Here is a 23,350-nt window from a genome sequence, read left to right on the forward strand (position 1 = left end):
ATGAACTGGCGCAAATGCAGCGCTTTAACCAGAAGCTCGCCTGGATGCCGCGCTTTCGCATCCGCAACCGCGTGACGCCCCGGGTGATCCAGGCGCTGTTGCGCTCCAGTCAGATGGTGGCCGGCAACAAGTTGCTCAAGCATGGCCTGCAGGCTGAAAGCCGGCGGGTGGGCTCGGTGCCGGTGCGCATCATCCGGCCGAAGGGCAAGGCCAAAGGCGTGGTGCTGGATATCCATGGCGGCGGCTGGGTGATCGGCAATGCGCAGATGAATGACGACCTCAACGTGGCCATGGTGAATGCGTGCGAGGTGGGGGTGGTGTCGGTGGATTACCGGCTGGCGGTGAATACACCGGTCGAAGGGATTCTGGAAGACTGCCTGGCCACGGCGCGCTGGTTGCTCGGGGACTGTGAGGAGTTCGCCGGCCTGCCGGTGATCGTTGTCGGCGAGTCTGCCGGTGGGCATCTGGCGGCGGCCACGCTGCTGGCGCTGAAGCAATCGCCCGAATTGCTGGCGCGGGTGAGCGGGGCGGTGCTGTATTACGGCGTCTACGATTTGACCGGTACACCGAGCGTACGCACGGCGGGGCGGGAAACGCTGTTGCTGGACGGGCCGGGCATGGTGGAGGCGCTGCGTTTGCTGACGCCGGGCCTGAGTGACGAGCAGCGTCGGCAGCCGCCGTTGTCACCGTTGTATGGCGACCTTGCCGGGCTGCCGCCAGCGCTGATGTTTGTGGGGGAGCTGGACCCGTTGCTGGACGACACGCTGCAGATGGCCGAGCGATGGGCGGGGTCCGAGGTGTTTTTGTTACCGCAGGCGGCTCATGGGTTTATTCATTTTCCGACGGCGATGTCGGGCCGCGTGCTGGCTTACAGTCGCGAGTGGATAACGGGTCGTTTACGCTCGGTTGGTTGATATTGGATTTTTACAACAAGGCCACATGGAAAGATGAAAATAAGAAAGTCGTTCATCGCGTCGCTGGGGATTTTATCGCTGGTTCAAACGTCACTGTCCTTTGCGGACAACGCTAACGGGAAAAACATTTATCTGCAGCGATGCGCCATGTGCCACGGCGCGGATATCAAAGGCACGGGACCCTTGGCGAATAAAAGCAATCCGCCTACGCCTGACCTGACAACGGCTACTTTCAAAAAACGCTTGAGTGATTATCCGGGCGTTATCGTGTCGTCCGTCATTCTTCGTCCAAATGGCGACCTGATTCCCAGAACGTTGCGGGAGAACGGTGTGAAGTTGTCACCGTTCACCTGGAAAGTTCAGGACTTCCGCGATTTGAACGAGTACATGAGCGGAGTGATTTCAAAAAGCCGATGATGCTGCTCGTTCCCACGCTCCGCGTGGGAATGCATCCCGTGACGCTCCGCGTCACCAACAGCGGGACGCAGAGCGTCCCCGGCGGCATTCCCACGCGGAGCGTGGGAACGATCAGTCAGCAACCGCTCAACGCTACCTGCGGACGCTCACCTGCAAAGAAGAACGGCCGCAACCGCACGCCCACGCTGTTGCCGATAAACGCCGCCACCAACCACACCCAGCCATGCAGGCTGCCCGAGGCAATCCCGCTGAAGTACGCGCCGATATTGCAGCCATACGCCAGGCGCGAGCCGTAACCCAGCAGCAGGCCGCCGATCACCGCCGCAAACAGCGAGCGTGCCGGAATCTTCAGGCTTGGAGCGAAACGCCCGGCCAATCCCGCAGCCAACAGCGCACCGAGGATGATGCCGACGTCCATCACACTGGTGACGTCTTCCCACACCGGCGCCGCCAGGGCCTTGGCATTGCCCGGCATTTGCCAGAACGCCCAGCTGCCTACGTCCAGGCCCAACCCGCCGGCAACCTTGGCGCCCCACAGGGCGAACGCCGAAGTGATACCCCATGGCCGCCCGGCCAGTGCCAGGGTGGCGTAGTTGAGCAGGGCCAGGCCAATCGCGCCCCACACCAATGGCCATGGCCCGCGCAGGAAGCGGCGCAGGCCCTGGTGTTCGCTGGTGACGCCGGCTTCGAGTTGCCCGTGACGACCTTTTTCCAGGCGCACGGTGACTGCTGCGATGATGCCAAATACGGCCAGGCTCAGCAGCAAGGCCGGCACCACGCCGAAGCTTTTGACGATGGAAACCGCCGGGAACGAAGGCAGCGAGAACCACCAGTCGACGTGGTGAGTCGCGATCAACGAACCACAGATAAAGAAGAACAGCGTCACCAGCATGCGCGCGTTACCACCGCCCACGGTGAACAGGGTGCCGGACGCACAACCGCCGCCCAGTTGCATGCCGATGCCGAAGATGAATGCCCCGAACACCACCGAAACCCCGGCCGGCGCCACCAGCCCGACCACGGGTTGGCCGAACAGGGTGCCGGCCCCCAGCGCGGGGAAGAACAGCACCACGGCAATCGCCAGCATCACCATCTGCGCACGCAAGCCCGCGCCACGCCGGTCGGTGATGAACACTCGCCAGGCCGAGGTGAAGCCGAAAGCCGCGTGGTACAGCGTCAGGCCCAGTGCGGCGCCGACCACCAGCAACAGCACCTGGCGCGAGCCGACGCTGTTTTGCAGGAAGACGGCGCCGAACAGCAGGATGGCAAACGCCAGCAATGGCGCGACCGGCTTGCGCGCTGGGGTTGTGGACAGGGAAAGGCTCATCGGGAATCTCGGGTGATGTGGGTTAAGGGCGAGGTGGCGAAGTATAAACCTCGCGCTCCGCCACTGGCGCCTTGAAAAGCAACGCCAGCGCCACGATCACCGACAGCGCCACGGCCACTGCGCCCGCCAGGTACACCGATGCCACTCCGGCCACGCCGGCCAAGGCGCCGATCACCGGGGTGCTGACCCCCAGCGAAATATCCAGGAACGCCACATACGCACCCATCGCCAGGCTGCGGGATTGGGGCGGCGCGCGCTTTATCGCCTCCACCCCAAAGCCGGGAAACGCCAGGGAGTAGCCGAAGCCGGTCAGCGCCGCGCCCAGGTAGGCGGTCAAGGCGCTGTCTGCGCCCCAGATCAACAGCTGCCCGGCGGCTTCGATTATCACGCACACCAGCGCGACCTTGGCACCGCCGATCTTGTCGGGCAGGTGCCCAAAGAAAATCCGCGCGCCGATAAACGCCAGACCAAAGGCGGTAAACGCCAATGACGCATTGCCCCAGGCCTTGGTGGCAAACAGCAGCGCGATAAACGCGGTAATCACGCCAAACCCGACGCTTGCAAAGGCCAGGCCCAACCCCGGTACCCACACCGAGCGCAGCACCTTGAAAAACGAGGTGCGCCGCTGGCTGGTCGGCGCAACGCCTTGCGCTCCGGCGACGATGGCCAGTGCCAGCAGCGGAATCACCATGGTCCCGACGGCGATCCCGCTGAAACCCCACTGGCTATTCACCGCCACTCCCAGGGGCGCCCCCAGGGCAAACGCGGCGTAGATTGCGATGCCGATCCAGGCCATGACCTTGCCGGTATTTTGCGGCCCCACCAACCCGACACCCCAGCCCATCGAGCCGGTCACGATCAGGCTTTCCCCCAGCGCCAGCACCACGCGCCCGGCGAGCAACACCCACACCGAGACCACCGGTGATGCCACAAACGCCAGGGACGCGAGGTAGATCAAGCCGGAGCTGGCCGCCACCAGCATGCCCACAAGCATGGCGCGCTTGGGGCCGCGCATATCGGCAAAATTGCCGGCCCAGGATCGCGACAACAATGCCCCGGCAAACTGCGCACCGATCACCACGCCCACCACCAGCGGGTCCATGCCCAAGGTGTTGTGCAGGTGCAGCGGCAGCAGCGGCAGTTGCATGCCGATGATCAGGAACCCGACAAACACCGCCAGGGTGATAGGCAGTAATTTCAGTACCACTGGGCTTACCAATCCAGACATGAGTTGAATCCTCTGACGGGCATCAGCCCAGGCGAACGGAAAGCTCGACGTCGTCACCGATCGGCACCGACAGGTAGCCGTTTGCTGGCGAACGCACCCGGGCCAGGTAGTCGGGGCAGTAGTCGGTGTTGTCGGCGATGATCAGCGCGCCGGGCTTGAGGCGGCTTTCCACAAGGTTCAACACGTCGCCATACAGCGCCTTGGCGCCGTCAAGCAGCAGCAGGTCGACGCTGTCGGGCAGGCCGGTGGCCAGGGTAACCAGGGCATCGCCTTGGCGGATCTCCACAAGGTCGCTCACGCCGCCTTGCTCCAGGTGTTGCCGGGCGAGAGCGATCTTCGAGGGCTCGAACTCGCTGCTGATCAGCGTGCCGCCGCCGTTGTCCCGCAGGGCGGCCGCCAGGTGCAGGGTGGACAGGCCGAACGAAGTACCGAACTCGACGATGGCCTGCGCTTTGCTGCTGCGTGCGAGCATGTACAGCAGGGTGCCGGTGTCGCGGGAGACGGGCAACCACAGGTCTTTCAGCATTCCGTAGAGTGCCAGGTAGTCGGTCTTGCTGCGCATCAGGCGGTCGCGTTCTTCGTGGGTCACTGTGTTGATGACGGGGCTGGTGGCGGCATCGGCCTGTGTGTACAGCCGTTCAATCAGGGCCGCCATCGGGGCCGAGGTAAGCGTATTCATGGGGATGTCCTGCTGCAGGTTGAGCGCCGTGAGGCGCCGGGCTAGTATGCGAATGATTCGTCGCATTTAAAGTATGCGAACAATTCGTCACATTCGCTATTCGCATTCCAACGGCAGCAGGAACGCCCCATGACCGATCGCCAGACCTCGCAGATTTCCTCACGCAAAGAGCCCAAACAGGCGCGATCCACCGGGTTGGTGACGGCCATTCTCGAAGCGGCTATTCAGGTTTTGGCCAAGGAAGGCGCCAGCCGTTTCACCACCGCACGGGTCGCGGAAAAGGCCGGTGTCAGCGTGGGGTCGGTGTACCAGTACTTTCCCAACAAGGCGGCCATCCTGTTTCGGCTGCAGACCGATGAGTGGCAGCAAACCTCGCAGATGCTCAGCCGCATTCTGCAGGACGTAAGCCAGCCGGCCCTTGAGCGGTTGCGGGCGTTGGTGCATGCGTTTATTCGTTCGGAGTGTGAGGAGGCGCAGATGCGCGTCGCCCTGAGCGACGCCGCGCCGCTGTACCGTGATGCGCCCGAAGCCCATGAGGTTCGCGCAGAAGGGCAACAGATTTTCCAGGCGTTCATGCTGGAACTGCTGCCGCAGGTGCCTGAAGCCACCCGCGCCCTGGCCTGCGATTTGATCGCCACCACCTTCAGTTCGGTGGCGAAGGAATTCTCGGGAAGCCCGCGCACCGAGGCGCAAATCACCGCCTATGCGGACGCCATGGCGGATATGTTCGGTGCGTACGTGACGGTGCTGAACCAGACAACACGATGACCCGCAGGGCGGGCCATCGTTTGCAGCGCTTGCTTAGCGGCGGTTCAGCCACACGGTCTGCGCGTTGCAGAATTCCCGCACACCAAAGTGCGACAACTCCCGCCCGAAGCCGCTCTTTTTCACACCACCAAACGAGACCCGGGGATCGGACACGCTGTAGGCGTTGATAAAGATCCCGCCGGTTTCCAGTTGGTTGGCGATGCTGCGTGCCTTTTCTGGGTCGGTGGTGAACACACTGGCGGTCAGGCCGAACTCACTGTCGTTGGCCAGGGCCACGGCGTGGTCCGCATCGCGGGCGGTGATGATGGAGGCGACCGGGCCAAACAGTTCCTGTTTGAACGAGGTCATCTGGTCGGTGACGTTGGCCAGCACGGTGGGGGCGTAGTAGTTGCCCGCGCCTTCGACTTTGCTGCCGCCCAGCAGCAGGGTGGCGCCTTCGGCCAGGGTGGCCTGGACCTGGCCGTCGAGTTCGTCCCGCAGGTCGAAGCGGGCCATCGGCCCGATGTAGGTCTCGCTGGCGGTCGGGTCGCCCATCACCAGGTTGCGGCTGGCTTCGAGGAATTTGGCGGTGAAGGCTTCCACCACGCCTTCTTCGATGATCAGGCGCTTGGCGGCGGCGCACACCTGGCCGGAGTTCTGGAAGCGGCCGATCAGGGCGGCTTGCACGGCTTCGTCGAGGTTGGCGTCGTTGAGCACAATGAACGGGTCGGAACCGCCCAGCTCCAGTACGCATTTTTTCAGCGCGGCCCCGGCCTGGGAACCGATGGCCATGCCGGCGCGCACGCTGCCGGTGAGGGTCACGGCGGCGATGCGCGGGTCGGCGATGGCTTTGGACACGCCGTCCTGGGTGACGTTGATCACTTCGAACAGGCCATCGGCAAAGCCGGCGCGCTGGAAGGCTTGTTTCATCAGGTACGCGCTGCCCATCACGTTAGGCGCGTGCTTGAGCACGTAGGTGTTGCCGCTGAGCATGGTTGGCACCGCGCCGCGCAGCACTTGCCACACCGGGAAGTTCCACGGCATTACAGCGAGGATCGGGCCCAGCGGGCGGTATTCGATCTGGGCGGTGCCGTTGTCCACCAGGGTGGCTTCCGGGGCCAGCATGGCTGGGCCGTGGGCGGCGTACCACTCGGCGAGTTGCGCGCATTTTTCGATTTCGCCACGGGCCTGGGCGATCGGTTTGCCCATTTCCAGGGTGATCATCTGGGCCATTTCTTCGGCCTGGTCGCGCAGGGTGCTGGCCAGGGCCAGCAGTAATTCGGCGCGCTGGGCGACGGGGGTATTGCGCCCGTTGCGGAAGGCGTTGATCGAGCGGGTGAGGGCGGCATCCAGCTGCGCCTCGGTTTCGTACGGGTAGCTGGCGACCGTTTCACCGTTGGCGGGGTTGATCGACAACGCGTGGGTCTGGGAGGAAATGGAGTTCATGGCACCGTCCTGCGCAGTGAATGGGATGGAGGCCAGCGTACGGGGCTGTATCTTTTTCGGAAACTGAATAATATTAAGCAATACGTTCACGTTTGGAGAATGACTTGGATCTGGTCCAGCTGGAAATTTTCAAAGCCGTTGCCGAGCAAGGCAGCATCAGCGCTGCCGCGCAGCTGATCCATCGCGTGCCGTCGAACCTGACCACGCGGATCAAGCAATTGGAGCAGGACCTGGGCGTGGACTTGTTTATTCGCGAGAAGAGCCGATTGCGTTTGTCACCGGCCGGGTGGAATTTCCTCGGGTATGCGCGGCGCATTCTGGATCTGGTGCAAGAGGCCCGGGCGACGGTGGCGGGGGAGGAACCCCAGGGCGCGTTTGCGTTGGGCTCGCTGGAGAGTACGGCGGCGGTGCGCATCCCGGCATTGCTCGCGGCGTATAACCAGAAGCACGCCAAGGTCGAGCTGGACCTGACCACCGGGCCGTCCGGCACGATGATCGAGGGTGTGTTGTCGGGGCGGCTGGCAGCGGCGTTTGTCGATGGGCCGGTGTTGCACGCGACGCTGGAGGGCGTGGCGGTGTTCGAGGAGGAAATGGTGGTGATCGCGCCGTTGCATCACGCGCCGATCACCCGGGGGCGGGATGTGAGCGGGGAGAGCATCTACACGTTTCGTTCGAACTGTTCGTACCGGCATCACTTCGAGCGTTGGTTTTCACAGGATGGCGCGGTGCCGGGGAAGATCTTTGAGATGGAGTCCTACCACGGGATGCTCGCGTGTGTGAGTGCCGGTGCCGGGTTGGCGCTGATGCCGCGGAGCATGCTGGAGAGCATGCCGGGGTTTACGGCGGTGAGTGTGTGGCCGCTGACCGATACGTTCCGGATTCTGAATACCTGGCTGATCTGGCGCCGGGGTACGGTGTCGCAGAGTCTGAACAGTTTTGTGCAGTTGCTGGAAGAGCGTGGCGTGGCCCTGGCATCGTAGCCGTAGCAGCTGTCGAGCTTCAGCGAGGCTGCGATGGCGTCGGCACAGTCGACATTTATGGTGCCTGACCCACCGCTATCGCGGCCTCGCTGAAGCTCGACGGCTCCCACATTTGATCTTTGTCAGCCGCCAAATTGCAGGGGGACTGCTTGGATCGAGTTGAACCAGCCACACGAGCGCGGACTGAAGGCGGGAGTAGATCCCCTGTGGGAGCTGTCGAGCTTCAGCGAGGCTGCGAAGGCGTCGGCACAGTCGATATTGAGGGTGCCTGACCCACCGCTATCGCGGCCTCGCTAAAGCTCGACGGCTCCCACATTTGATCTTTGTCAGCCGCCGAACTGGAAGGTGCCCATGGCCAGCTTGGCCATCAGGGCGCCGGCGCCCAGTTGCACCAGCCACAAGGCCAAACCACCGAGGAATACGCCGAGCGCGACTTGCAGCACCAGGCTTTTCTGGCGCTTGGCGGGGGGTGGGCGCGGGGTGAAGTGGTCCAGTTCGTCGCGGTCGGCACGCAGGTCCAGGTCGTCGTTTCTCATAGGATACTCAAGGGGAAGGGACTGTCTTGCTGTCAGTCTAGGGGCAGCGGACTGAAAGCAGCGAATTTTTAGGGGCTGAACACCCGCTCTTGAAGGCAAACCACCCACCCTGTGGCGAGGGAGCTTGCTCCCGCTGGGCTGCGCAGCAGCCCCAATTCAGGCACCGCATTCATTCATAAAGTTCACGGTGGCAGGTTTTGGGGCCGCTTCGCATCCCAGCGGGAGCAAGCTCCCTCGCCACAGGGGGCGCGGTTTTCAGAATGAAAAAGGGGAAGAGCCATTGGCTTCCCCTTTTTTTGCATCACAACAGGCTTACAGCACCTGAACGATGGCCTTGGTCACTGCATCAATGTTTTTCTGGTTCAACGCCGCCACACAGATACGGCCGGTATCCAGCGCGTAGATACCAAACTCGTTGCGCAGGCGTGTCACTTGTTCAACGCTCAGGCCGGAGTAAGAGAACATCCCGCGCTGGCGACCGACGAAGCTGAAGTCGTGGCCCGGAGCAGCCTTGGCCAGGTCAGCCACCATCTGCTCGCGCATGCCGCGAATGCGCAGGCGCATTTCCGCCAGTTCCGCTTCCCACTGGGCGCGCAGCTCAGGGTTGTTCAGCACCGCTGCCACGATCGCCGCGCCGTGGGTCGGCGGGTTGGAGTAGTTGGTGCGGATCACGCGCTTGACCTGGGACAGGATGCGGGCGCTTTCTTCCTTGGAGTCGGTGACGATGGACAGGGCGCCCACGCGCTCGCCGTACAGCGAGAACGACTTGGAGAACGAGCTGGACACAAAGAAGGTCAGGCCCGACTCGGCGAACAGGCGCACCGCAGCGGCGTCTTCGTCGATGCCGTCGCCAAAGCCCTGGTAGGCCATGTCGAGGAACGGCACGAGGTTTTTCGCCTTGACCACGTCCAGCACTTGTTGCCAGTCGGCCGGGCTCAGGTCGACGCCGGTCGGGTTGTGGCAGCAGGCGTGCAGCACGACGATGGACTGTGGCGGCAGGGCGTTGAGGTCTTCCAGCAGGCCGGCGCGGTTTACGTCGTGGGTGGCGGCGTCGTAGTAACGATAGGTCTGCACCGGGAAGCCGGCTTTTTCGAACAGCGCCTGGTGGTTTTCCCAGCTCGGGTCGCTGATGGCGACGACGGTGTTGGGCAGCAGTTGCTTGAGGAAGTCAGCGCCGATTTTCAGGGCGCCGGTGCCGCCGACCGCTTGGGCGGTGATGACGCGGCCGGAGCTGATCAGCGGCGATTGCGCGCCGAACAGCAGCTTTTGCACGGCCTGGTCGTAGGCGACAATACCGTCGATCGGCAAGTAGCCACGGGCGGCGTGTTGCGCCACGCGAATGGCTTCCGCTTCGGCAACGGCACGCAAGAGTGGAATCTTCCCCTCCTCGTTGCAGTAAACGCCCACGCCAAGGTTCACCTTGGTGGTTCGGGTATCGGCGTTGAATGCTTCGTTGAGGCCCAGGATTGGATCGCGTGGTGCCATTTCGACAGCGGAGAACAGGCTCATTTTTGCGGCAGCTCTATAGAGAGTGGAGGGACGTGTCGCGCTCCAGCCGAATGCACTAGAGCGGTGCACAAACGGGGAGCTAGTATAGAGGCCATCACTGCTCACGGCGACAGCCGAAACGGCTTTTCGGCCAAGTTTTTCGGTTTATTTACCGACCGTTAGTCTTATTGCAACATGGGTGACCAACGGCATGTAGGACGATTGCCTTGAAACCCGTCACATTCGCCTCCACTTCTACAGCTATCATGGTTTTTTCCTGCAACCTGCGCCGAACAGTCGCGGGTCGCGGTCTTTTTCGTCCCCGTTGCTTTTTCCGGCCCCGGGGTGACTCAAGAGGTACGTTATGTCGGATTTCCAGCTAGTCACCCGTTTCGAGCCTGCCGGCGATCAACCGGAAGCCATCCGCCTGATGGTCGAAGGCATTGAGGCCGGCCTCGCGCACCAGACCTTGCTCGGGGTGACCGGCTCCGGCAAGACTTTCAGCATCGCCAACGTGATCGCCCAGGTGAACCGCCCGACCCTGGTGCTGGCGCCGAACAAGACCCTGGCCGCGCAGTTGTATGGCGAGTTCAAGGCGTTCTTCCCGAACAACGCGGTGGAGTACTTCGTTTCCTACTACGACTACTACCAGCCGGAAGCCTACGTGCCGTCGTCCGACACCTTTATCGAGAAAGACGCCTCGATCAACGACCACATCGAGCAGATGCGGCTCTCGGCGACCAAGGCGCTGCTGGAACGTAAAGACGCGATCATCGTCACCACGGTGTCGTGCATCTACGGCCTGGGCAGCCCGGAAACCTATTTGAAGATGGTGCTGCACGTCGACCGCGGCGACAAACTCGACCAGCGCGAACTGTTGCGTCGCCTGACGAGCCTGCAATACACCCGCAACGACATAGACTTCGCCCGGGCGAGCTTCCGCGTGCGCGGCGATGTGATCGACATCTACCCGGCGGAATCCGACCTGGAAGCGATCCGTATCGAGCTGTTCGACGATGAAGTCGAGAGCCTGTCGGCCTTCGACCCGTTGACCGGCGAGGTGATCCGCAAGCTGCCGCGCTTCACCTTCTACCCGAAAAGCCACTACGTGACCCCGCGCGAAACCCTGATGGGCGCCATCGAGGGCATCAAGGCTGAGCTGGTGGAGCGCCTGGAATACCTGCGTTCCAACAACAAGCTGGTGGAGGCCCAGCGCCTGGAACAGCGCACCCGCTTCGACCTGGAGATGATCCTCGAGCTGGGCTACTGCAACGGCATCGAAAACTACTCGCGCTACCTTTCGGGCCGCGAGTCCGGGCAGGCGCCACCTACCTTGTTCGATTACCTGCCGGACGATGCCTTGCTGGTGATCGACGAGTCCCACGTCAGCGTGCCGCAGGTGGGCGCGATGTACAAAGGTGACCGTTCCCGTAAAGAGACCCTGGTGGAATACGGCTTCCGCCTGCCATCGGCGCTGGATAACCGGCCGATGCGTTTTGACGAGTTCGAAGGCATCAGCCCGCAGACGATTTTTGTCTCGGCCACGCCGGGTAACTACGAGGCCGAACATGCCGGGCGTGTGATTGAGCAACTGGTGCGCCCGACCGGCCTGGTGGACCCGCAAATCGAAATCCGCCCGGCGCTGACCCAGGTGGATGACTTGCTCTCGGAGATCACCAAGCGCGTGGCCCTGGAAGAGCGGGTGCTGGTCACCACGCTGACCAAGCGTATGTCCGAAGACTTGACCGATTACCTGGCCGACCACGGCGTGCGCGTGCGCTATTTGCACTCGGACATCGACACCGTGGAGCGCGTGGAAATCATCCGCGACCTGCGCCTGGGGGCGTTCGATGTGCTGGTGGGGATCAACCTGCTGCGTGAAGGCCTGGATATGCCGGAAGTGTCCCTGGTGGCGATTCTGGATGCGGACAAGGAAGGCTTCCTGCGTTCCGAGCGCTCGTTGATCCAGACCATTGGCCGGGCGGCGCGCAACCTGAATGGCCGGGCGATTCTGTATGCGGACCGGATTACCGGTTCCATGGAACGGGCGATTGGCGAGACCGAGCGTCGTCGCGACAAGCAGATTGCCTACAACCTGGAGCATGGCATCACGCCGAAGGGTGTGTTCAAGGACGTGGCCGACATCATGGAAGGCGCAACGGTGCCGGGTTCGCGCAGCAAGAAGCGCAAGGGCATGGCCAAGGCTGCGGAGGAGAATGCCAAGTACGAAGCGGAATTGCGTTCGCCGAGCGAGATCACCAAGCGTATTCGCCAGCTGGAAGAGAAGATGTACCAGTTGGCGCGGGATCTGGAGTTTGAAGCGGCGGCGCAGATGCGCGATGAGATCGGCAAGTTGCGGGAGCGGTTGCTGGCGGTCTGATGATCGTTCCCACGCTCTGCGTGGGAAAGCAGCCCGGGACGCTCTGCGTCCCAAGAGCGGACGCGGAGCGTCCAGTGAGGCATTCCCACGCAGAGCGTGGGAACGATCTTCAAGCTCTTTGTGGCGAGGGAGCTTGCTCCCGCTGGAGTGCGAAGCGCTCCCAGAATTTTGGGGCCGCTTCGCAGCCCAGCGGGAGCAAGCTCCCTCGCCACAGGTTATTTCAGTGGGCTTCCCCAGCCTTGAGCCCCGCCGGCAACGCCTTGGTCAACAAGATCGCCACCATGCTGATCCCCAGCGCCAATCCCACAAAGTGAAACGCATCGTTGTAGGCCATGATCTGCGCCTGCTGATGCGCTATCTCACTCAACTTGCCCAACGCCGCCGTCTCACTCCCAAACGTCTCCGTCAGCCTGGCCATGCGCTCTGCCACCTGTGGATTGGTCGGCACAATCGCCTCACGCAGGTAATCAAAGTAGGTCTTGGTGCGCGCATCCAGCAGCGTCGCCAGCAACGCAATCCCGATCGCCCCGCCCAGGTTTCGCAGGATATTGAACAGGCTCGACGCCGACCCCGCGTCCTTCTGCATGATGTATGCCGTGGCAATCAACGAAATTGTCACCATGATCAACGGCTGCCCCAACGCACGGATGATCTGGATGCGGTTGAACTGGTCGCCAGCAAAGTCCGGGTTCAGCACCCCCGATGAAAAACTCGCCAACCCGAACAGCCCGAACCCCAGGGTGCACAGCCATTTGGGCGACACGTACTTCATCAGCTTGGGCACCAGCGGAATCAAAAACAGCTGCGGAACCCCCATCCACATGATCACTTCGCCGATTTGCAGGGCGTTGTAGTTCTGGATCTGCGCCAGGTACAGCGGCAGCAGATAAATCGAGCCATACAACCCCACGCCCATCCCCAGGCTCGAAATACTCGATAGCCCGAAATTGCGATTGCCGAGGATCCGCAGGTTGATCAGCGGGTTGGGCTTGGACATCTGCACGATCACAAAGGTGATCAAGCTCAACAGGGCGACGGTGCCCAGGCTGACAATCAGGCTGGATTCCAGCCAATCCTTGCGATGGCCTTCTTCCAGAAACACCTGCAAACACCCAAGGCCTACGGCCATGGTAAGGATGCCGAGATAGTCGGTGCTTTTGAGCAAGTCCCAGTTGGAGTCCTTTTTCTCCAGGCCGTACAGCAGCCCGGCGATCATGATCAGGCCCGGTGGGATGTTGATGTAGAAGATGTATTCCCAACCCCAGTTTTCCGTGAGCCAGCCGCCAATGGTCGGGCCGATGGACGGGGCGAAGGTGGCGGTCATGGCGAACATGGCCATGCCTTTGGCGCGGTGATGTTCGGGCAGCTTGATCAGCGTGAGGGTGAACGCCAGGGGGATCAGCGCGCCGCCGGTAAAGCCCTGCAGCGCGCGGAATACGATCATGCTTTCCAGGCTCCAGGCCATGGAGCACATCAGCGAGGCGATCAGGAACCCGCCCGAGACCCACACCGCCAGCCGACGCGCCGACAGCAGCTGCACCAGCCAGGCGGTGAGGGGGATCATGATGATTTCGGCCACAAGGTAGGAGGTGGAAATCCACGAACCTTCTTCCAGGGTGGCCGACAGCGCGCCCTGGATGTCCTTGAGGGACGAGTTGGTGATCTGGATGTCGAGCACTGCCATGAAGGCGCCGAGCATCACGCTCATGACCGCGATCCAGTCGCGCCGGCTCGGTTCGCCTACCGGCGGCAGCAGTTGATCACCGGCCATCGTGCGGGTCTTGGATGTTCACTTTGACCGTCACCGACATGCCCGGGCGGATTTTGCCCTGCAGCGGGTTGTCGGTGGCGAAGGTCAGTTTGACCGGAATCCGTTGTACGACTTTGGTGAAGTTGCCCGTGGCATTGTCCGGCGGCAGCAGGCTGAATTGCGCGCCGGAAGCGCCGAACAGGTTGGCCACGCGGCCTTCGATTGGAGTATCGCTGTAGGCGTCGAATGTCAGCTCGGCTTTTTGCCCAGGCTGCATGTGGCCGATCTGGGTTTCCTTGAAGTTGGCCTGCACCCAGATGTCCTGGTCCGGGACGATCGACAGCAGGTAGGCGCCGGCCTGTACGTATTGACCGTTGCGCGCGGCACGCTGGCCGATCAGGCCGCTGATGGGCGCGTGGATTTCGCTGCGGGTCAGGTTTAGTTCGGCCTGGGCCAGGTCAGTCCTGGCGTTGGCGATCATCGCGTCGAGGCGCTTGATCTCGGCGTTCAGGGCGTTGACCTGCTGGCGCTGGCCCTGCAGGTCGGCCTGGGCCATGGTCACCTGGGAGCGGGCGATGTGGTTGTCGGCGTCGAGGGTGGTGACCCGTTCTTCGGAGACATAGCCGGGTTTGCGCAGGGTTTGTGCGCGGTTCAGGTCGATCTGCGAGCGGCCGAGGGTGGCCTGGCTGGACGAGACCTTGGCTGCACCGGCGGCGATCAGGCTGGCTTGCTGGGTCAGTTTGCTCTGGGCCTGCACACGCTCGGCTTCGCGCATGGCCAGGGCGGCGTTGGCGCGGTCGACGGCGAGGTGGAAGTCGTCGCCTTCGAGCTTGACCAGCAGTTGGCCTTTTTCCACGTGCTCGTTGTCGCCCACCAGCACCTCGACGATGCGCGCACCCAGTTGGCTGGAGACCCGGGTGATCTCGCCCTGGACGTAGGCGTTGTCGGTGCTTTCATAAAAACGGCCCTTGAAGAACCACTGGGCGAAAAAGCCCCCGGCGATCAGGACCACGATAAACAGGAAGATAAACAGGCGGCGTTTGAGCGGGGCAGGCATGGCGATGATGTCGTCGACAAAAGGTAATGGAATATAGCCAGCGAACGGTCTGGCAAATAGCCATGTCGAGACTTGAGACCGGAGCTTGTCTCATATGCCCTTTGTTCGCCTCCCCACGCTGGAGCCCAAGGGCTTGGGGCTGTTACCATTCGCCCCTTGTTTCATTTTCAGTTTTATCGCCAATTCGAGACCCGCCATGACCACCGTCCGCACGCGCATCGCGCCATCGCCTACTGGGGATCCCCACGTAGGTACTGCTTACATCGCCTTGTTCAACTACTGCTTTGCCAAGCAGCATGGCGGTGAATTCATCCTGCGGATCGAAGACACCGATCAACTGCGCTCCACGCGCGAGTCGGAACAGCAGATTTTCGATGCCCTGCGCTGGTTGGGCATTACCTGGGCTGAAGGCCCGGACGTCGGCGGCCCCCACGGCCCGTATCGCCAGAGCGAGCGCAGCGACATCTACAAGCAGTACACCCAGCAACTGGTTGACATGGGCCATGCCTTCCCGTGCTTCTGCACCGCCGAAGAGCTGGACCAGATGCGCGCCGAGCAGCAGGCCCGTGGCGAAACCCCGCGTTATGACGGCCGCGCACTGCTGCTGTCGAAGGAAGAAGTGGCCCGGCGCCTGGCCGCCGGCGAGCCGCACGTTATCCGCATGAAGGTGCCGAGCGAAGGCGTGTGCGTGGTGCCGGACATGCTGCGCGGTGACGTCGAGATCCCGTGGGACCGCATGGACATGCAAGTGCTGATGAAGACCGACGGCCTGCCGACGTACTTCCTGGCCAACGTGGTGGACGACCACCTGATGGGCATTACCCACGTACTGCGTGGCGAAGAGTGGCTGCCATCGGCGCCGAAACTGATCCTGCTGTACGAGTACTTCGGCTGGGAACAACCGCAGCTATGCTACATGCCGCTGCTGCGTAATCCGGACAAGAGCAAGCTGTCCAAGCGCAAGAACCCGACCTCGGTGACTTTCTACGAGCGCATGGGCTTCATGCCCGAAGCGATGCTCAACTACCTGGGCCGCATGGGCTGGTCGATGCCGGACGAGCGCGAGAAGTTCTCGTTGCAGGAAATGGTCGATAACTTCGACCTGTCCCGCGTGTCCCTGGGTGGGCCGATCTTCGACATCGAGAAGCTGTCGTGGCTCAACGGCCAGTGGCTGCGTGACCTGCCGGTGGAAGAGTTCGCCAGCCGCGTGCAGCAGTGGGCGTTGAACCCCGAGTACATGATGAAGATCGCGCCGCTGGTGCAGGGCAGGGTGGAGACCTTCAGCCAGGTCGCACCGTTGGCGAGTTTCTTCTTTGCCGGTGGCGTGAACCCGGACGTGAAGCTGTTTGAGTCGAAGAAACTCTCGGGTGACCAGGTTCGCCAGTTAATGCAGTTGATCCTGTGGAAGCTCGAAAGCCTGCGCCAGTGGGAGAAGGATGCGATTACCGCGACTATCCAGGCGGTGGTTGAATCCCTGGAGCTGAAATTGCGCGATGCCATGCCGCTGATGTTTGCCGCGATCACCGGGCAGGCGAGTTCGGTGTCGGTGCTCGATGCGATGGAAATTCTGGGCCCGGACCTGACTCGCTTCCGTCTGCGCCAAGCCCTTGATTTGCTTGGTGGTGTGTCGAAGAAAGAGAACAAGGAATGGGAAAAGCTGCTCGGCGCTATCGCTTAAGCACGCTGTTGTAACGGCCAAACCCCGGTTTTCCGGGGTTTGCTCGGTAAGTGATTGTTATCTCGGCAAAAAATTTTGAAAATTGTTGAAAATAAATTTGACACGTTTCGAATACGCCATTAAGATTCGCCCCGTCCTCACCGACGAGGGGCTATAGCTCAGCTGGGAGAGCGCTTGCATGGCATGCAAGAGGTCAACGGTTCGATCCCGTTTAGCTCCACCAATTTACAGGTTCAAGGTCTGGCCACACCGTCCTTGAATTCGATCAGACTCAGCCTGATCACGTTGTATAGAAGGTTTGTGTCCCCTTCGTCTAGTGGCCTAGGACACCGCCCTTTCACGGCGGTAACAGGGGTTCGAGTCCCCTAGGGGACGCCAGTTTCAACAAGCAGTTCGAAAGGTCTGCTGCGCCGCGAGGCGAAAAATCCGGGGCTATAGCTCAGCTGGGAGAGCGCTTGCATGGCATGCAAGAGGTCAACGGTTCGATCCCGTTTAGCTCCACCAATTTACAGGTTCAAGGTCTGGCCACACCGTCCTTGAATTCGATCAGTTCTCAGCGCTGATCAGTTGTACAGAAGGTTTGTGTCCCCTTCGTCTAGTGGCCTAGGACACCGCCCTTTCACGGCGGTAACAGGGGTTCGAGTCCCCTAGGGGACGCCACGATTACCCGCTCTGCGGGATTTTTAAGGGTCATTCAATTATTGAATGGCCCTTTTGTTTGTCTGGCGTTTGGCCAACCCTCCTTCCTTTTTCCCTGAATGTTCTTCTGACCAATGGTCATGCCTGTGGCTTGCGAAATATTATTATGGTAATAATATTCGAAGCATGAGATTCGGAGGCAACGATGAACGATAAAAAAGCGCAAACCCGTGAACGCATTCTGCAAGCTGCCGGCGCCGCCCTGGTACAACGCGGCCCGGCCGAGCCGAGTGTGGGTGAAGTCATGGGCGCGGCGGGGCTTACCGTCGGCGGTTTCTACGCGCACTTTGAAAGCAAGGACGCACTGATGCTGGAGGCCTTCACCGAGTTGCTGGCCCGGCGTCGCGCCGCCGTCGATGACATGGACTCCTCGCTGACCGGTGAAGAGCGTCGCGCGCTGGTCGCAGCGTTCTACCTGTCGCGTAAACACCGTGACTCCACCAGCCAGGCGTGCCCGATCCCGTCCACCGTGGGCGAGATGAGCCGCCTGCCGGACGAATTTCGCCAGGCCTTGAACGAACACTGCGAACTGATGGCAGCACAGCTGGCCGCCAGCCCGGAAGACACCGACAAGGCCTTGGCCGACATGGCACTGATGATCGGTGGCTTGTCGCTGGCCCGCGCCCTGGGCCCGGGTGAGTTATCGGATCGTGTGTTGCGTGCGGCCAAGTCCGCAGTGCGTTAAGAACGGCTTCTGGCCTGAGGGATGAGCGATGGGCACGTTGAAATGGATTCGTGGCGTCAATGGCACCTTGGGCCGGCTGGCGCCGCAAACGGTGGCTAGTAAGATGCGTCGGGTGTTCATGACGCCTCGCGATTTGCCGCCCCGTGACTGGGAGCTGCCGCTGCTGGCGCAGTCCGAGCGCATCACTTTGCGTTTCGGCCTGTCGGCGCTGAAGTGGGGCCAGGGCCCTGCGGTGCTGTTGATGCACGGCTGGGAAGGGCGCCCAACGCAATTCGCCAGCCTGATCAGCGCATTGGTGGAGGCGGGTTATTCGGTGGTTGCGCTGGATGGTCCGGCTCACGGGCGTTCGCCGGGGCGCGAAGCCCATGTGCTGCTGTTTGCCCGCGCCATGCTGGAAGCGGCTGCCGAACTGCCACCGCTGCATGCGGTTGTCGGTCACTCCATGGGTGGGGCCAGCGCGATGTTGGCGGTGCAGTTGGGCTTGCGCACCAAGGCGTTGGTCAGCATCGCCGCACCCTCGCGGTTTCTCGACGTACTGCGCGGCTTTGCCGGCATGGTCGGTTTGCCGGCGCGAGCGCGTTCGGCGTTTATCCAGGAGGTCGAGCTGACGATGGGCATGCCCCTCAAGCACCTCGATGTCGCCCACTATCAAATGAATATCCCGGGCCTGATCGTGCATGCCGAAGACGATACCTTCGTCTCGGTCAAGGCTTGCCAGGTCATCCATGACGCCTGGTTCGACAGCCGCCTGCTGCGCCTGGAGCAGGGCGGGCACCAGAAAGTGCTGGCGGATCCGCGTGTGATCGAAGGCGTGCTGGCGCTGCTGGCCGGCCGCCACGTGCCGGAGCGCCAAACCGCCTGAGCCATGGGTTACACTGCTCGCCGCCGACATTAATCGACCGGGAGCACCCCATGGGCTGGGATTTGGCAACGCCGTTTATCATTGATCTGCAGGTCGGTGCCGACGACATCGACGGTCTGGGGCACGCCAACAACGCCGTTTACGTGTCCTGGCTCGAACGCTGCGCCTGGCGCCATTCCCAGCGCCTGGGGCTGGACCTTAGCGAGTACCGCAGGCTGGATCGCGCGATGGCCGTGGTGCGTCATGAGATCGATTACCTCGCCGCCGGTTACGAGGGCGATGAGCTGCAGTTAGCGACCTGGATCGTCGACTGGGACCAGCGCCTGAAAATGACCCGACGCTTCCAGCTGGTACGCCCGCGTGATGGCGCTACCTTGCTGCGAGCGCAAACCACCTTTGTCTGCATCGAACTGTCCAGCGGCAAGCCCAAGCGCATGCCGTCGGAATTTCTTGAGGGTTATGGCCCTGCGCTGCAAGGCGAATTACCTGCCAGCGTCTGAAACCAGTAAACTGCGCCACGTTTTTCGTTGAGTGTTTTCCATGCAAATTGCTTTGGCGCCCATGGAGGGGTTGGTCGACAACATCCTGCGGGACGTGCTGACCCGGGTCGGTGGTATTGATTGGTGCGTGACCGAGTTCATCCGGGTCAACGACCGCCTGCTGACGCCTGCCTATTTCCACAAACTCGCCCCTGAGTTGCTGCACGGTGCCAAGACCGCTGCCGGCGTGCCGCTGCGTGTGCAGTTACTCGGTTCAGACCCGGTGTGTTTGGCGGAAAACGCCGCCCTGGCGTGTGAGCTGGGCTCTCAGGTGGTTGACCTCAACTTCGGTTGCCCGGCCAAGACCGTGAACAAGTCCCGTGGCGGTGCGGTGCTGCTCAAGGAGCCGGAGCTGCTTAACCAGATCGTCGAACACGTACGGCGTGCGGTGCCGGCACATATTCCCGTCACGGCCAAGATGCGCCTGGGCTTCGACAGCCCCGACGGTGCCTTGGTGTGCGCCACGGCCCTGGCCGAAGGCGGCGCAGCGCATATCGTGGTGCATGCCCGCACCAAGGCTGATGGCTACAAACCTCCGGCGCACTGGGAGTGGATCCCGCGTGTGCAAGAGGTGGTCAAGGTGCCGGTGTTCGCCAACGGTGATATCTGGAGCGTTGAAGACTGGCGGCGGTGTCGCGAAATCAGCGGTGTCGAAGACATCATGCTCGGTCGCGGCCTGGTGGCCCGTCCCGACCTGGCCCGGCAGATTGCTGCCGCGCGGGCCGGGGAAGAGGTGGTCGAGATGACTTGGGCGCAGATGCAACCCATGCTCCAGGAATTCTGGCGGCAATCCGTTGAGCAATTGACCGAGCGCCAGGCGCCGGGACGCTTGAAGCAATGGCTGGCGATGCTGACCCGCAACTATCCCGAAGCAGTTGAACTATTTACGCTGATGCGGCGGGAAACCGACCTGGAGCAGGTAGGACGATTGTTAGGGGTGCCTGATTCGGTTGCGCTGCAAAATTGAGTACATATATATAAGCGTTTCAATTCACTAGGAAAGGGTGCCGTGGGCGCCCTTTTTTTTGCTTGAAATAAGGCCGCGGATCGTTAACAGCGAGTGTTTGTGGGCACGTGACTAGAGCTTTTTGATTGCTTTATATATGTGAGCAAGTTTCTTGTTTGCTACAGAGTCTTGCGGTGTCAGCGGCGCATATTTTTAAGTTTTGTTAGTTGGAGTATGAGGGGCGCGCGCAATAACACAGATATGAATGACTGGCGTGGGTGAGTGATTTCATCAATTTGCCTTAACGGCTGACTGTTGCCTGATATATCCATTTTGCCCACGGCGACCACCGGGTAAGCATGATGTTTTACGGAAAGTCCATAGGATAAAGTCTCTATTTTCATTTGATTTCCTTATGTGAAGGCCGATTTTCGGAACCCGATGCTCGCAACACCCACGAAAGTAGGGAGTGTGCAGCACTCGGGTTTGTTTCCAGTCCAGAACCTGGACGGTCTGTTTGCAGACCGCTGAAGTAGTTTTGGCAATCACTGAATAAGGATTTTTTTATGTCTAATTTGTCGGTCAATAATTTCCCTCGCTTGACTAATGACTTCAATCAGCAGAATGCAGACCTGCCAAAGTCTGTCGACAAGAGCGCCGGCGAAATCCGGGCGAACACGCCCGGCACAGTATTGAAAAACAATCCTGCCGTGGTGACGGATGGAACCGTTACCTTCAACAAGGATGCACTCGAGAAGTTGTTCGAGTTGTTTGAATATGCATTCAAGGCCATACGGAACATGCTGTCCGGACAGGGCGGGATGCCCAAGTTGGTACCCGATGCTGGCCCGCTGCCTAAACCCGAAAAGAGTAGCGATACTCCGGTGAAGGATAAGGCGGACAGTAAGTCGAATGTGCCGGACACTGCGGCCAAGGACAAGGCGGGGACTGACTCGCAAGTGCCGAACACTGTAGCCAAGGACAAAGCCGAGACCAACTCGCCGGTATTGAACACTGCACTCAAGGACAAGTCCGGGCCCAACCCTGAGGTGTCGGTACAGAAAGACAAGCCAGCAAACAATCCAGCGGTCCCGAGTTCCGAGGTTAAGGTAACGCCTAAACCCCTGCCAGAGCCCCGCAGGCCAGACCCCGCATCGGGCAAGGACGTGCAGCCGAACGCCCGGAGCAGTTCCGACGTGAACGTCACGGTCCAAGTGATGAACTGCCATTGTCCTCACCCGGATGCAACGAAGCCGGTCCCGCCTAAGCCCGATGCACCGGTCCCGCCGAAGCCAGACGTGCCAGTTCCGCCGAAGCCCGATGCACCGGTCCCGCCGAAGCCGGACGTGCCGGTCCCGCCTAAGCCAGATGCACCGGTCCCGCCGAAGCCGGACGTGCCGGTCCCGCCTAAGCCCGATGCACCGGTCCCGCCTAAGCCTGATGCACCGGTTCCGCCGAAGCCCGATGCACCGGTCCCGCCGAAGCCGGACGTGCCGGTTCCGCCTAAGCCCGATGCACCGGTTCCGCCGAAGGCAGACGTGCCAGTTCCGCCGAAGCCCGATGCACAGGTCCCGCCGAAGCCAGACGCTCCGGTCCCACCGAAGCCGGATGCGCCTAAACCAGATGCTCCGAAGCCGGATAAGCCGGAGCCGGACATCACTTCGCCAGGGCCGTCTGAGGATTTCTTTGAGTTCGAAACCAGCGGCAGGCGTCGAGCGTTCGACAACGACTGGCGGTTTAATCCCGGCCGCCGGATAAGCAGGTAAGTCGGCCACTTCCTCAGTTTTTTTCAACAAGGCGCTCCCGATAAAAAACGTCGGGGGGCCCTTGATGAAGGATGGTTATATGTCTTGTTCAGAAATCAATAATGCGGGCGCGGTCAGAAACTATTATCAACATTCGCAAACCGGCAACACACCAGGACGATCGGTTCCCGTGCAGCCGGTATTCGTTAATAACCAAGTCCTCTCATCGTTCGGTAATAACGATCAAAGTACCGCTGGGAACACAGCCAGCGACACCCCGCTGTTAGCAAAGCTCCTCGAACTGTTCACCCAGTTTTTTACACAGTTGCAAGGCCTGCTGGCGGGCAAGGAACTGGCGAATACAGTGGCGACCAAGGTAACGCCTGCGCCCCCGCCGGCAGTGCTGCCCAAGCCGGATGCCCCCCTGCCGGATCCAACACCGCAGCCGCTTCCTGATCTGTCCGATAAGCGCAACGGCGCCAAGCCGGCAAATATATGGAACGGTTTTCGCCAGGGCCCTGACGGTAATTGCGTGACCATTTCGGCGATCAAGGCGGCGATGGCGAAGTTCGGTCAAAGCCCGACTGATATCTTCAAGTCTGTTCAAGCCAAGGGTGATGGCTATCACATTGTCATGCGTGACGGGTACGCGCTGGATTTGAGCAAGGATGAATTGGCCCAGGCCAGGCGTGGCTCGAAGTTTGTCCCGATGCGCGATCCCGGCATGCTCAAGGATGCGCACTTTCTATTTGCCGTCAGCGCCAAGCGAGCGATGCTGGAAAACAATGACGGGACTGCAGGCAGGAGCTTTCAATCCGCGATAAACAGCCTCAACGACGGTGAGGACGAAACGGGGCCCGGGGAAGGCTTCAAGCGTCTGGGCTTGCGCCAGCATATGAAAGAAGTTCCGGTCAGTGCGTTTGCTGATAAATCATTGATCGGTATGGTCAACAGGAGCAGGCACTCTGTAGCAGTGGTTGATGGGTGTGAGGAGATGTATGGGACTAAAGCGGGAAGACCGCGGTTTGGACGGGCTATTGCATTGGTTGGCTAACGGGCCGTCCATAAAACAATAAGAAGATGATCGTTGCTGCGCAACACGTTAAATCTATAACTAGATCTTGTTGAACTTATTATCTGACTGAGTGCAGTTCATCGCGTGCAGAAAATACTGTATGCCGTGTTCATGCACTTTCTTTTAATGCCTGAACGCAACGTGCAGGTGGCAGCGTTTACCACGGGCTATT

Annotated in this window: 21 protein-coding genes and 4 tRNA genes; 16 read left to right on the forward strand and 9 right to left on the reverse strand. The window is 61.1% G+C overall.

The genetic code is table 11. The features are described 5' to 3' along the window. The first annotated feature begins 14 nt into the window (after positions 1-14). Together HX807_RS22335 and HX807_RS22340 are read left to right on the forward strand one after the other, a co-directional pair. Positions 15-914, forward strand: a complete 900-nt coding sequence (locus tag HX807_RS22335) for an alpha/beta hydrolase (RefSeq protein ID WP_177051085.1) — start codon at positions 15-17, stop codon at positions 912-914. A 33-nt stretch (positions 915-947) separates the two neighbouring features. Beyond that, positions 948-1,331 (forward strand): cytochrome c, encoded by a 384-nt coding sequence (locus HX807_RS22340; RefSeq protein WP_134326064.1) that lies wholly within the window; start codon positions 948-950, stop codon positions 1,329-1,331. A 115-nt stretch (positions 1,332-1,446) separates the two neighbouring features. Here HX807_RS22340 and HX807_RS22345 read toward each other — a convergent pair whose 3' ends face one another. From HX807_RS22345 to HX807_RS22355, 3 genes are read right to left on the reverse strand one after another with little or no spacing between them, the layout of a single operon-like run. Then, the gene (locus HX807_RS22345) at positions 1,447-2,658 is read right to left on the reverse strand and encodes a YeeE/YedE family protein (protein ID WP_177051072.1); all 1,212 of its coding nucleotides are present in this window, start codon (positions 2,656-2,658) and stop codon (positions 1,447-1,449) included. Positions 2,659-2,680: 22 nt separating this feature from the next. Then, positions 2,681-3,886, reverse strand: coding sequence for an arabinose transporter (locus tag HX807_RS22350; RefSeq protein WP_177051073.1), 1,206 nt, complete (start codon positions 3,884-3,886; stop codon positions 2,681-2,683). A 22-nt stretch (positions 3,887-3,908) separates the two neighbouring features. After that, positions 3,909-4,565: an O-methyltransferase gene (locus HX807_RS22355; protein WP_008438792.1), complete on the reverse strand. Its 657-nt coding sequence runs from the start codon at positions 4,563-4,565 to the stop codon at positions 3,909-3,911. 129 nt (positions 4,566-4,694) lie between these two features. Here HX807_RS22355 and HX807_RS22360 point away from each other — a divergent pair, with 129 nt between their 5' ends. After that, entirely contained in the window at positions 4,695-5,333 is a 639-nt protein-coding gene (locus HX807_RS22360; protein WP_102605762.1) for a TetR family transcriptional regulator, read from the forward strand. Positions 5,334-5,366: 33 nt separating this feature from the next. On the opposite strand, the gene HX807_RS22365 is transcribed toward HX807_RS22360, so the two are convergent. Next, complete coding sequence (locus tag HX807_RS22365; RefSeq protein ID WP_177051074.1) at positions 5,367-6,758, reverse strand: aldehyde dehydrogenase family protein; 1,392 nt, start codon at positions 6,756-6,758, stop codon at positions 5,367-5,369. A 104-nt stretch (positions 6,759-6,862) separates the two neighbouring features. Here HX807_RS22365 and HX807_RS22370 point away from each other — a divergent pair, with 104 nt between their 5' ends. Continuing rightward, positions 6,863-7,738 (forward strand): LysR family transcriptional regulator, encoded by an 876-nt coding sequence (locus HX807_RS22370; RefSeq protein ID WP_177051075.1) that lies wholly within the window; start codon positions 6,863-6,865, stop codon positions 7,736-7,738. Between the two features lie 326 nt (positions 7,739-8,064). On the opposite strand, the gene HX807_RS22375 is transcribed toward HX807_RS22370, so the two are convergent. Beyond that, positions 8,065-8,274, reverse strand: a complete 210-nt coding sequence (locus HX807_RS22375; RefSeq protein ID WP_017478782.1) for a hypothetical protein — start codon at positions 8,272-8,274, stop codon at positions 8,065-8,067. A gap of 312 nt (positions 8,275-8,586) precedes the next feature. Then, the gene (locus tag HX807_RS22380) at positions 8,587-9,783 is read right to left on the reverse strand and encodes an amino acid aminotransferase (RefSeq protein ID WP_177051076.1); all 1,197 of its coding nucleotides are present in this window, start codon (positions 9,781-9,783) and stop codon (positions 8,587-8,589) included. A gap of 343 nt (positions 9,784-10,126) precedes the next feature. Here HX807_RS22380 and uvrB point away from each other — a divergent pair, with 343 nt between their 5' ends. After that, positions 10,127-12,142 (forward strand): excinuclease ABC subunit UvrB, encoded by a 2,016-nt coding sequence (uvrB, locus tag HX807_RS22385; RefSeq protein ID WP_008438773.1) that lies wholly within the window; start codon positions 10,127-10,129, stop codon positions 12,140-12,142. 220 nt (positions 12,143-12,362) lie between these two features. Here the strand turns inward: uvrB and HX807_RS22390 are convergent, their stop codons facing one another. Then, positions 12,363-13,913 carry an MDR family MFS transporter gene (locus HX807_RS22390; RefSeq protein WP_102368517.1) on the reverse strand — a complete coding sequence of 517 codons (1,551 nt, stop codon included), beginning with the start codon at positions 13,911-13,913 and terminating at the stop codon, positions 12,363-12,365. Continuing rightward, positions 13,903-14,949 carry an HlyD family secretion protein gene (locus HX807_RS22395; protein ID WP_008438770.1) on the reverse strand — a complete coding sequence of 349 codons (1,047 nt, stop codon included), beginning with the start codon at positions 14,947-14,949 and terminating at the stop codon, positions 13,903-13,905. The genes HX807_RS22390 and HX807_RS22395 overlap by 11 nt, the downstream gene beginning before the upstream one ends. 196 nt (positions 14,950-15,145) lie before the next feature. Here HX807_RS22395 and gltX point away from each other — a divergent pair, with 196 nt between their 5' ends. The 9 genes from gltX to HX807_RS22440 all read left to right on the forward strand — a co-directional run bounded on the left by gltX (position 15,146) and on the right by HX807_RS22440 (position 20,379). After that, positions 15,146-16,627 carry a glutamate--tRNA ligase gene (gene gltX / locus HX807_RS22400; protein ID WP_003214464.1) on the forward strand — a complete coding sequence of 494 codons (1,482 nt, stop codon included), beginning with the start codon at positions 15,146-15,148 and terminating at the stop codon, positions 16,625-16,627. Between the two features lie 147 nt (positions 16,628-16,774). Further along, positions 16,775-16,850 (forward strand) — tRNA-Ala (locus tag HX807_RS22405). Between the two features lie 79 nt (positions 16,851-16,929). Continuing rightward, positions 16,930-17,005: transfer RNA gene (locus tag HX807_RS22410), tRNA-Glu, on the forward strand. Positions 17,006-17,055: 50 nt separating this feature from the next. Next, positions 17,056-17,131 (forward strand) — tRNA-Ala (locus tag HX807_RS22415). An 80-nt stretch (positions 17,132-17,211) separates the two neighbouring features. After that, positions 17,212-17,287 (forward strand) — tRNA-Glu (locus tag HX807_RS22420). Positions 17,288-17,471: 184 nt separating this feature from the next. Beyond that, positions 17,472-18,011: a TetR/AcrR family transcriptional regulator gene (locus HX807_RS22425; protein WP_003214462.1), complete on the forward strand. Its 540-nt coding sequence runs from the start codon at positions 17,472-17,474 to the stop codon at positions 18,009-18,011. A gap of 28 nt (positions 18,012-18,039) precedes the next feature. Then, entirely contained in the window at positions 18,040-18,873 is an 834-nt protein-coding gene (locus HX807_RS22430; RefSeq protein WP_003214459.1) for an alpha/beta hydrolase, read from the forward strand. A gap of 50 nt (positions 18,874-18,923) precedes the next feature. Next, a complete protein-coding gene (locus HX807_RS22435; RefSeq protein WP_003214456.1) occupies positions 18,924-19,373 on the forward strand; it encodes a thioesterase family protein in 450 nt (149 codons plus the stop codon). A gap of 40 nt (positions 19,374-19,413) precedes the next feature. Continuing rightward, on the forward strand, positions 19,414-20,379 hold the full coding sequence (locus HX807_RS22440) for a tRNA-dihydrouridine synthase (protein ID WP_003214454.1): 966 nt from the start codon (positions 19,414-19,416) through the stop codon (positions 20,377-20,379). A 176-nt stretch (positions 20,380-20,555) separates the two neighbouring features. Here the strand turns inward: HX807_RS22440 and HX807_RS22445 are convergent, their stop codons facing one another. Further along, the gene (locus HX807_RS22445; RefSeq protein WP_134326072.1) at positions 20,556-20,762 is read right to left on the reverse strand and encodes a hypothetical protein; all 207 of its coding nucleotides are present in this window, start codon (positions 20,760-20,762) and stop codon (positions 20,556-20,558) included. 162 nt (positions 20,763-20,924) lie between these two features. Between HX807_RS22445 and HX807_RS22450 the strand changes: the two genes are divergently transcribed. After that, positions 20,925-22,124 (forward strand): adhesin, encoded by a 1,200-nt coding sequence (locus HX807_RS22450; protein WP_177051077.1) that lies wholly within the window; start codon positions 20,925-20,927, stop codon positions 22,122-22,124. 79 nt (positions 22,125-22,203) lie between these two features. Then, positions 22,204-23,157, forward strand: coding sequence for a hypothetical protein (locus HX807_RS22455; protein WP_218174100.1), 954 nt, complete (start codon positions 22,204-22,206; stop codon positions 23,155-23,157). Positions 23,158-23,350 lie beyond the last annotated feature (193 nt).

It is taken from the genome of Pseudomonas sp. D8002 (assembly GCF_013385695.1).
Classification (GTDB): domain Bacteria; phylum Pseudomonadota; class Gammaproteobacteria; order Pseudomonadales; family Pseudomonadaceae; genus Aquipseudomonas.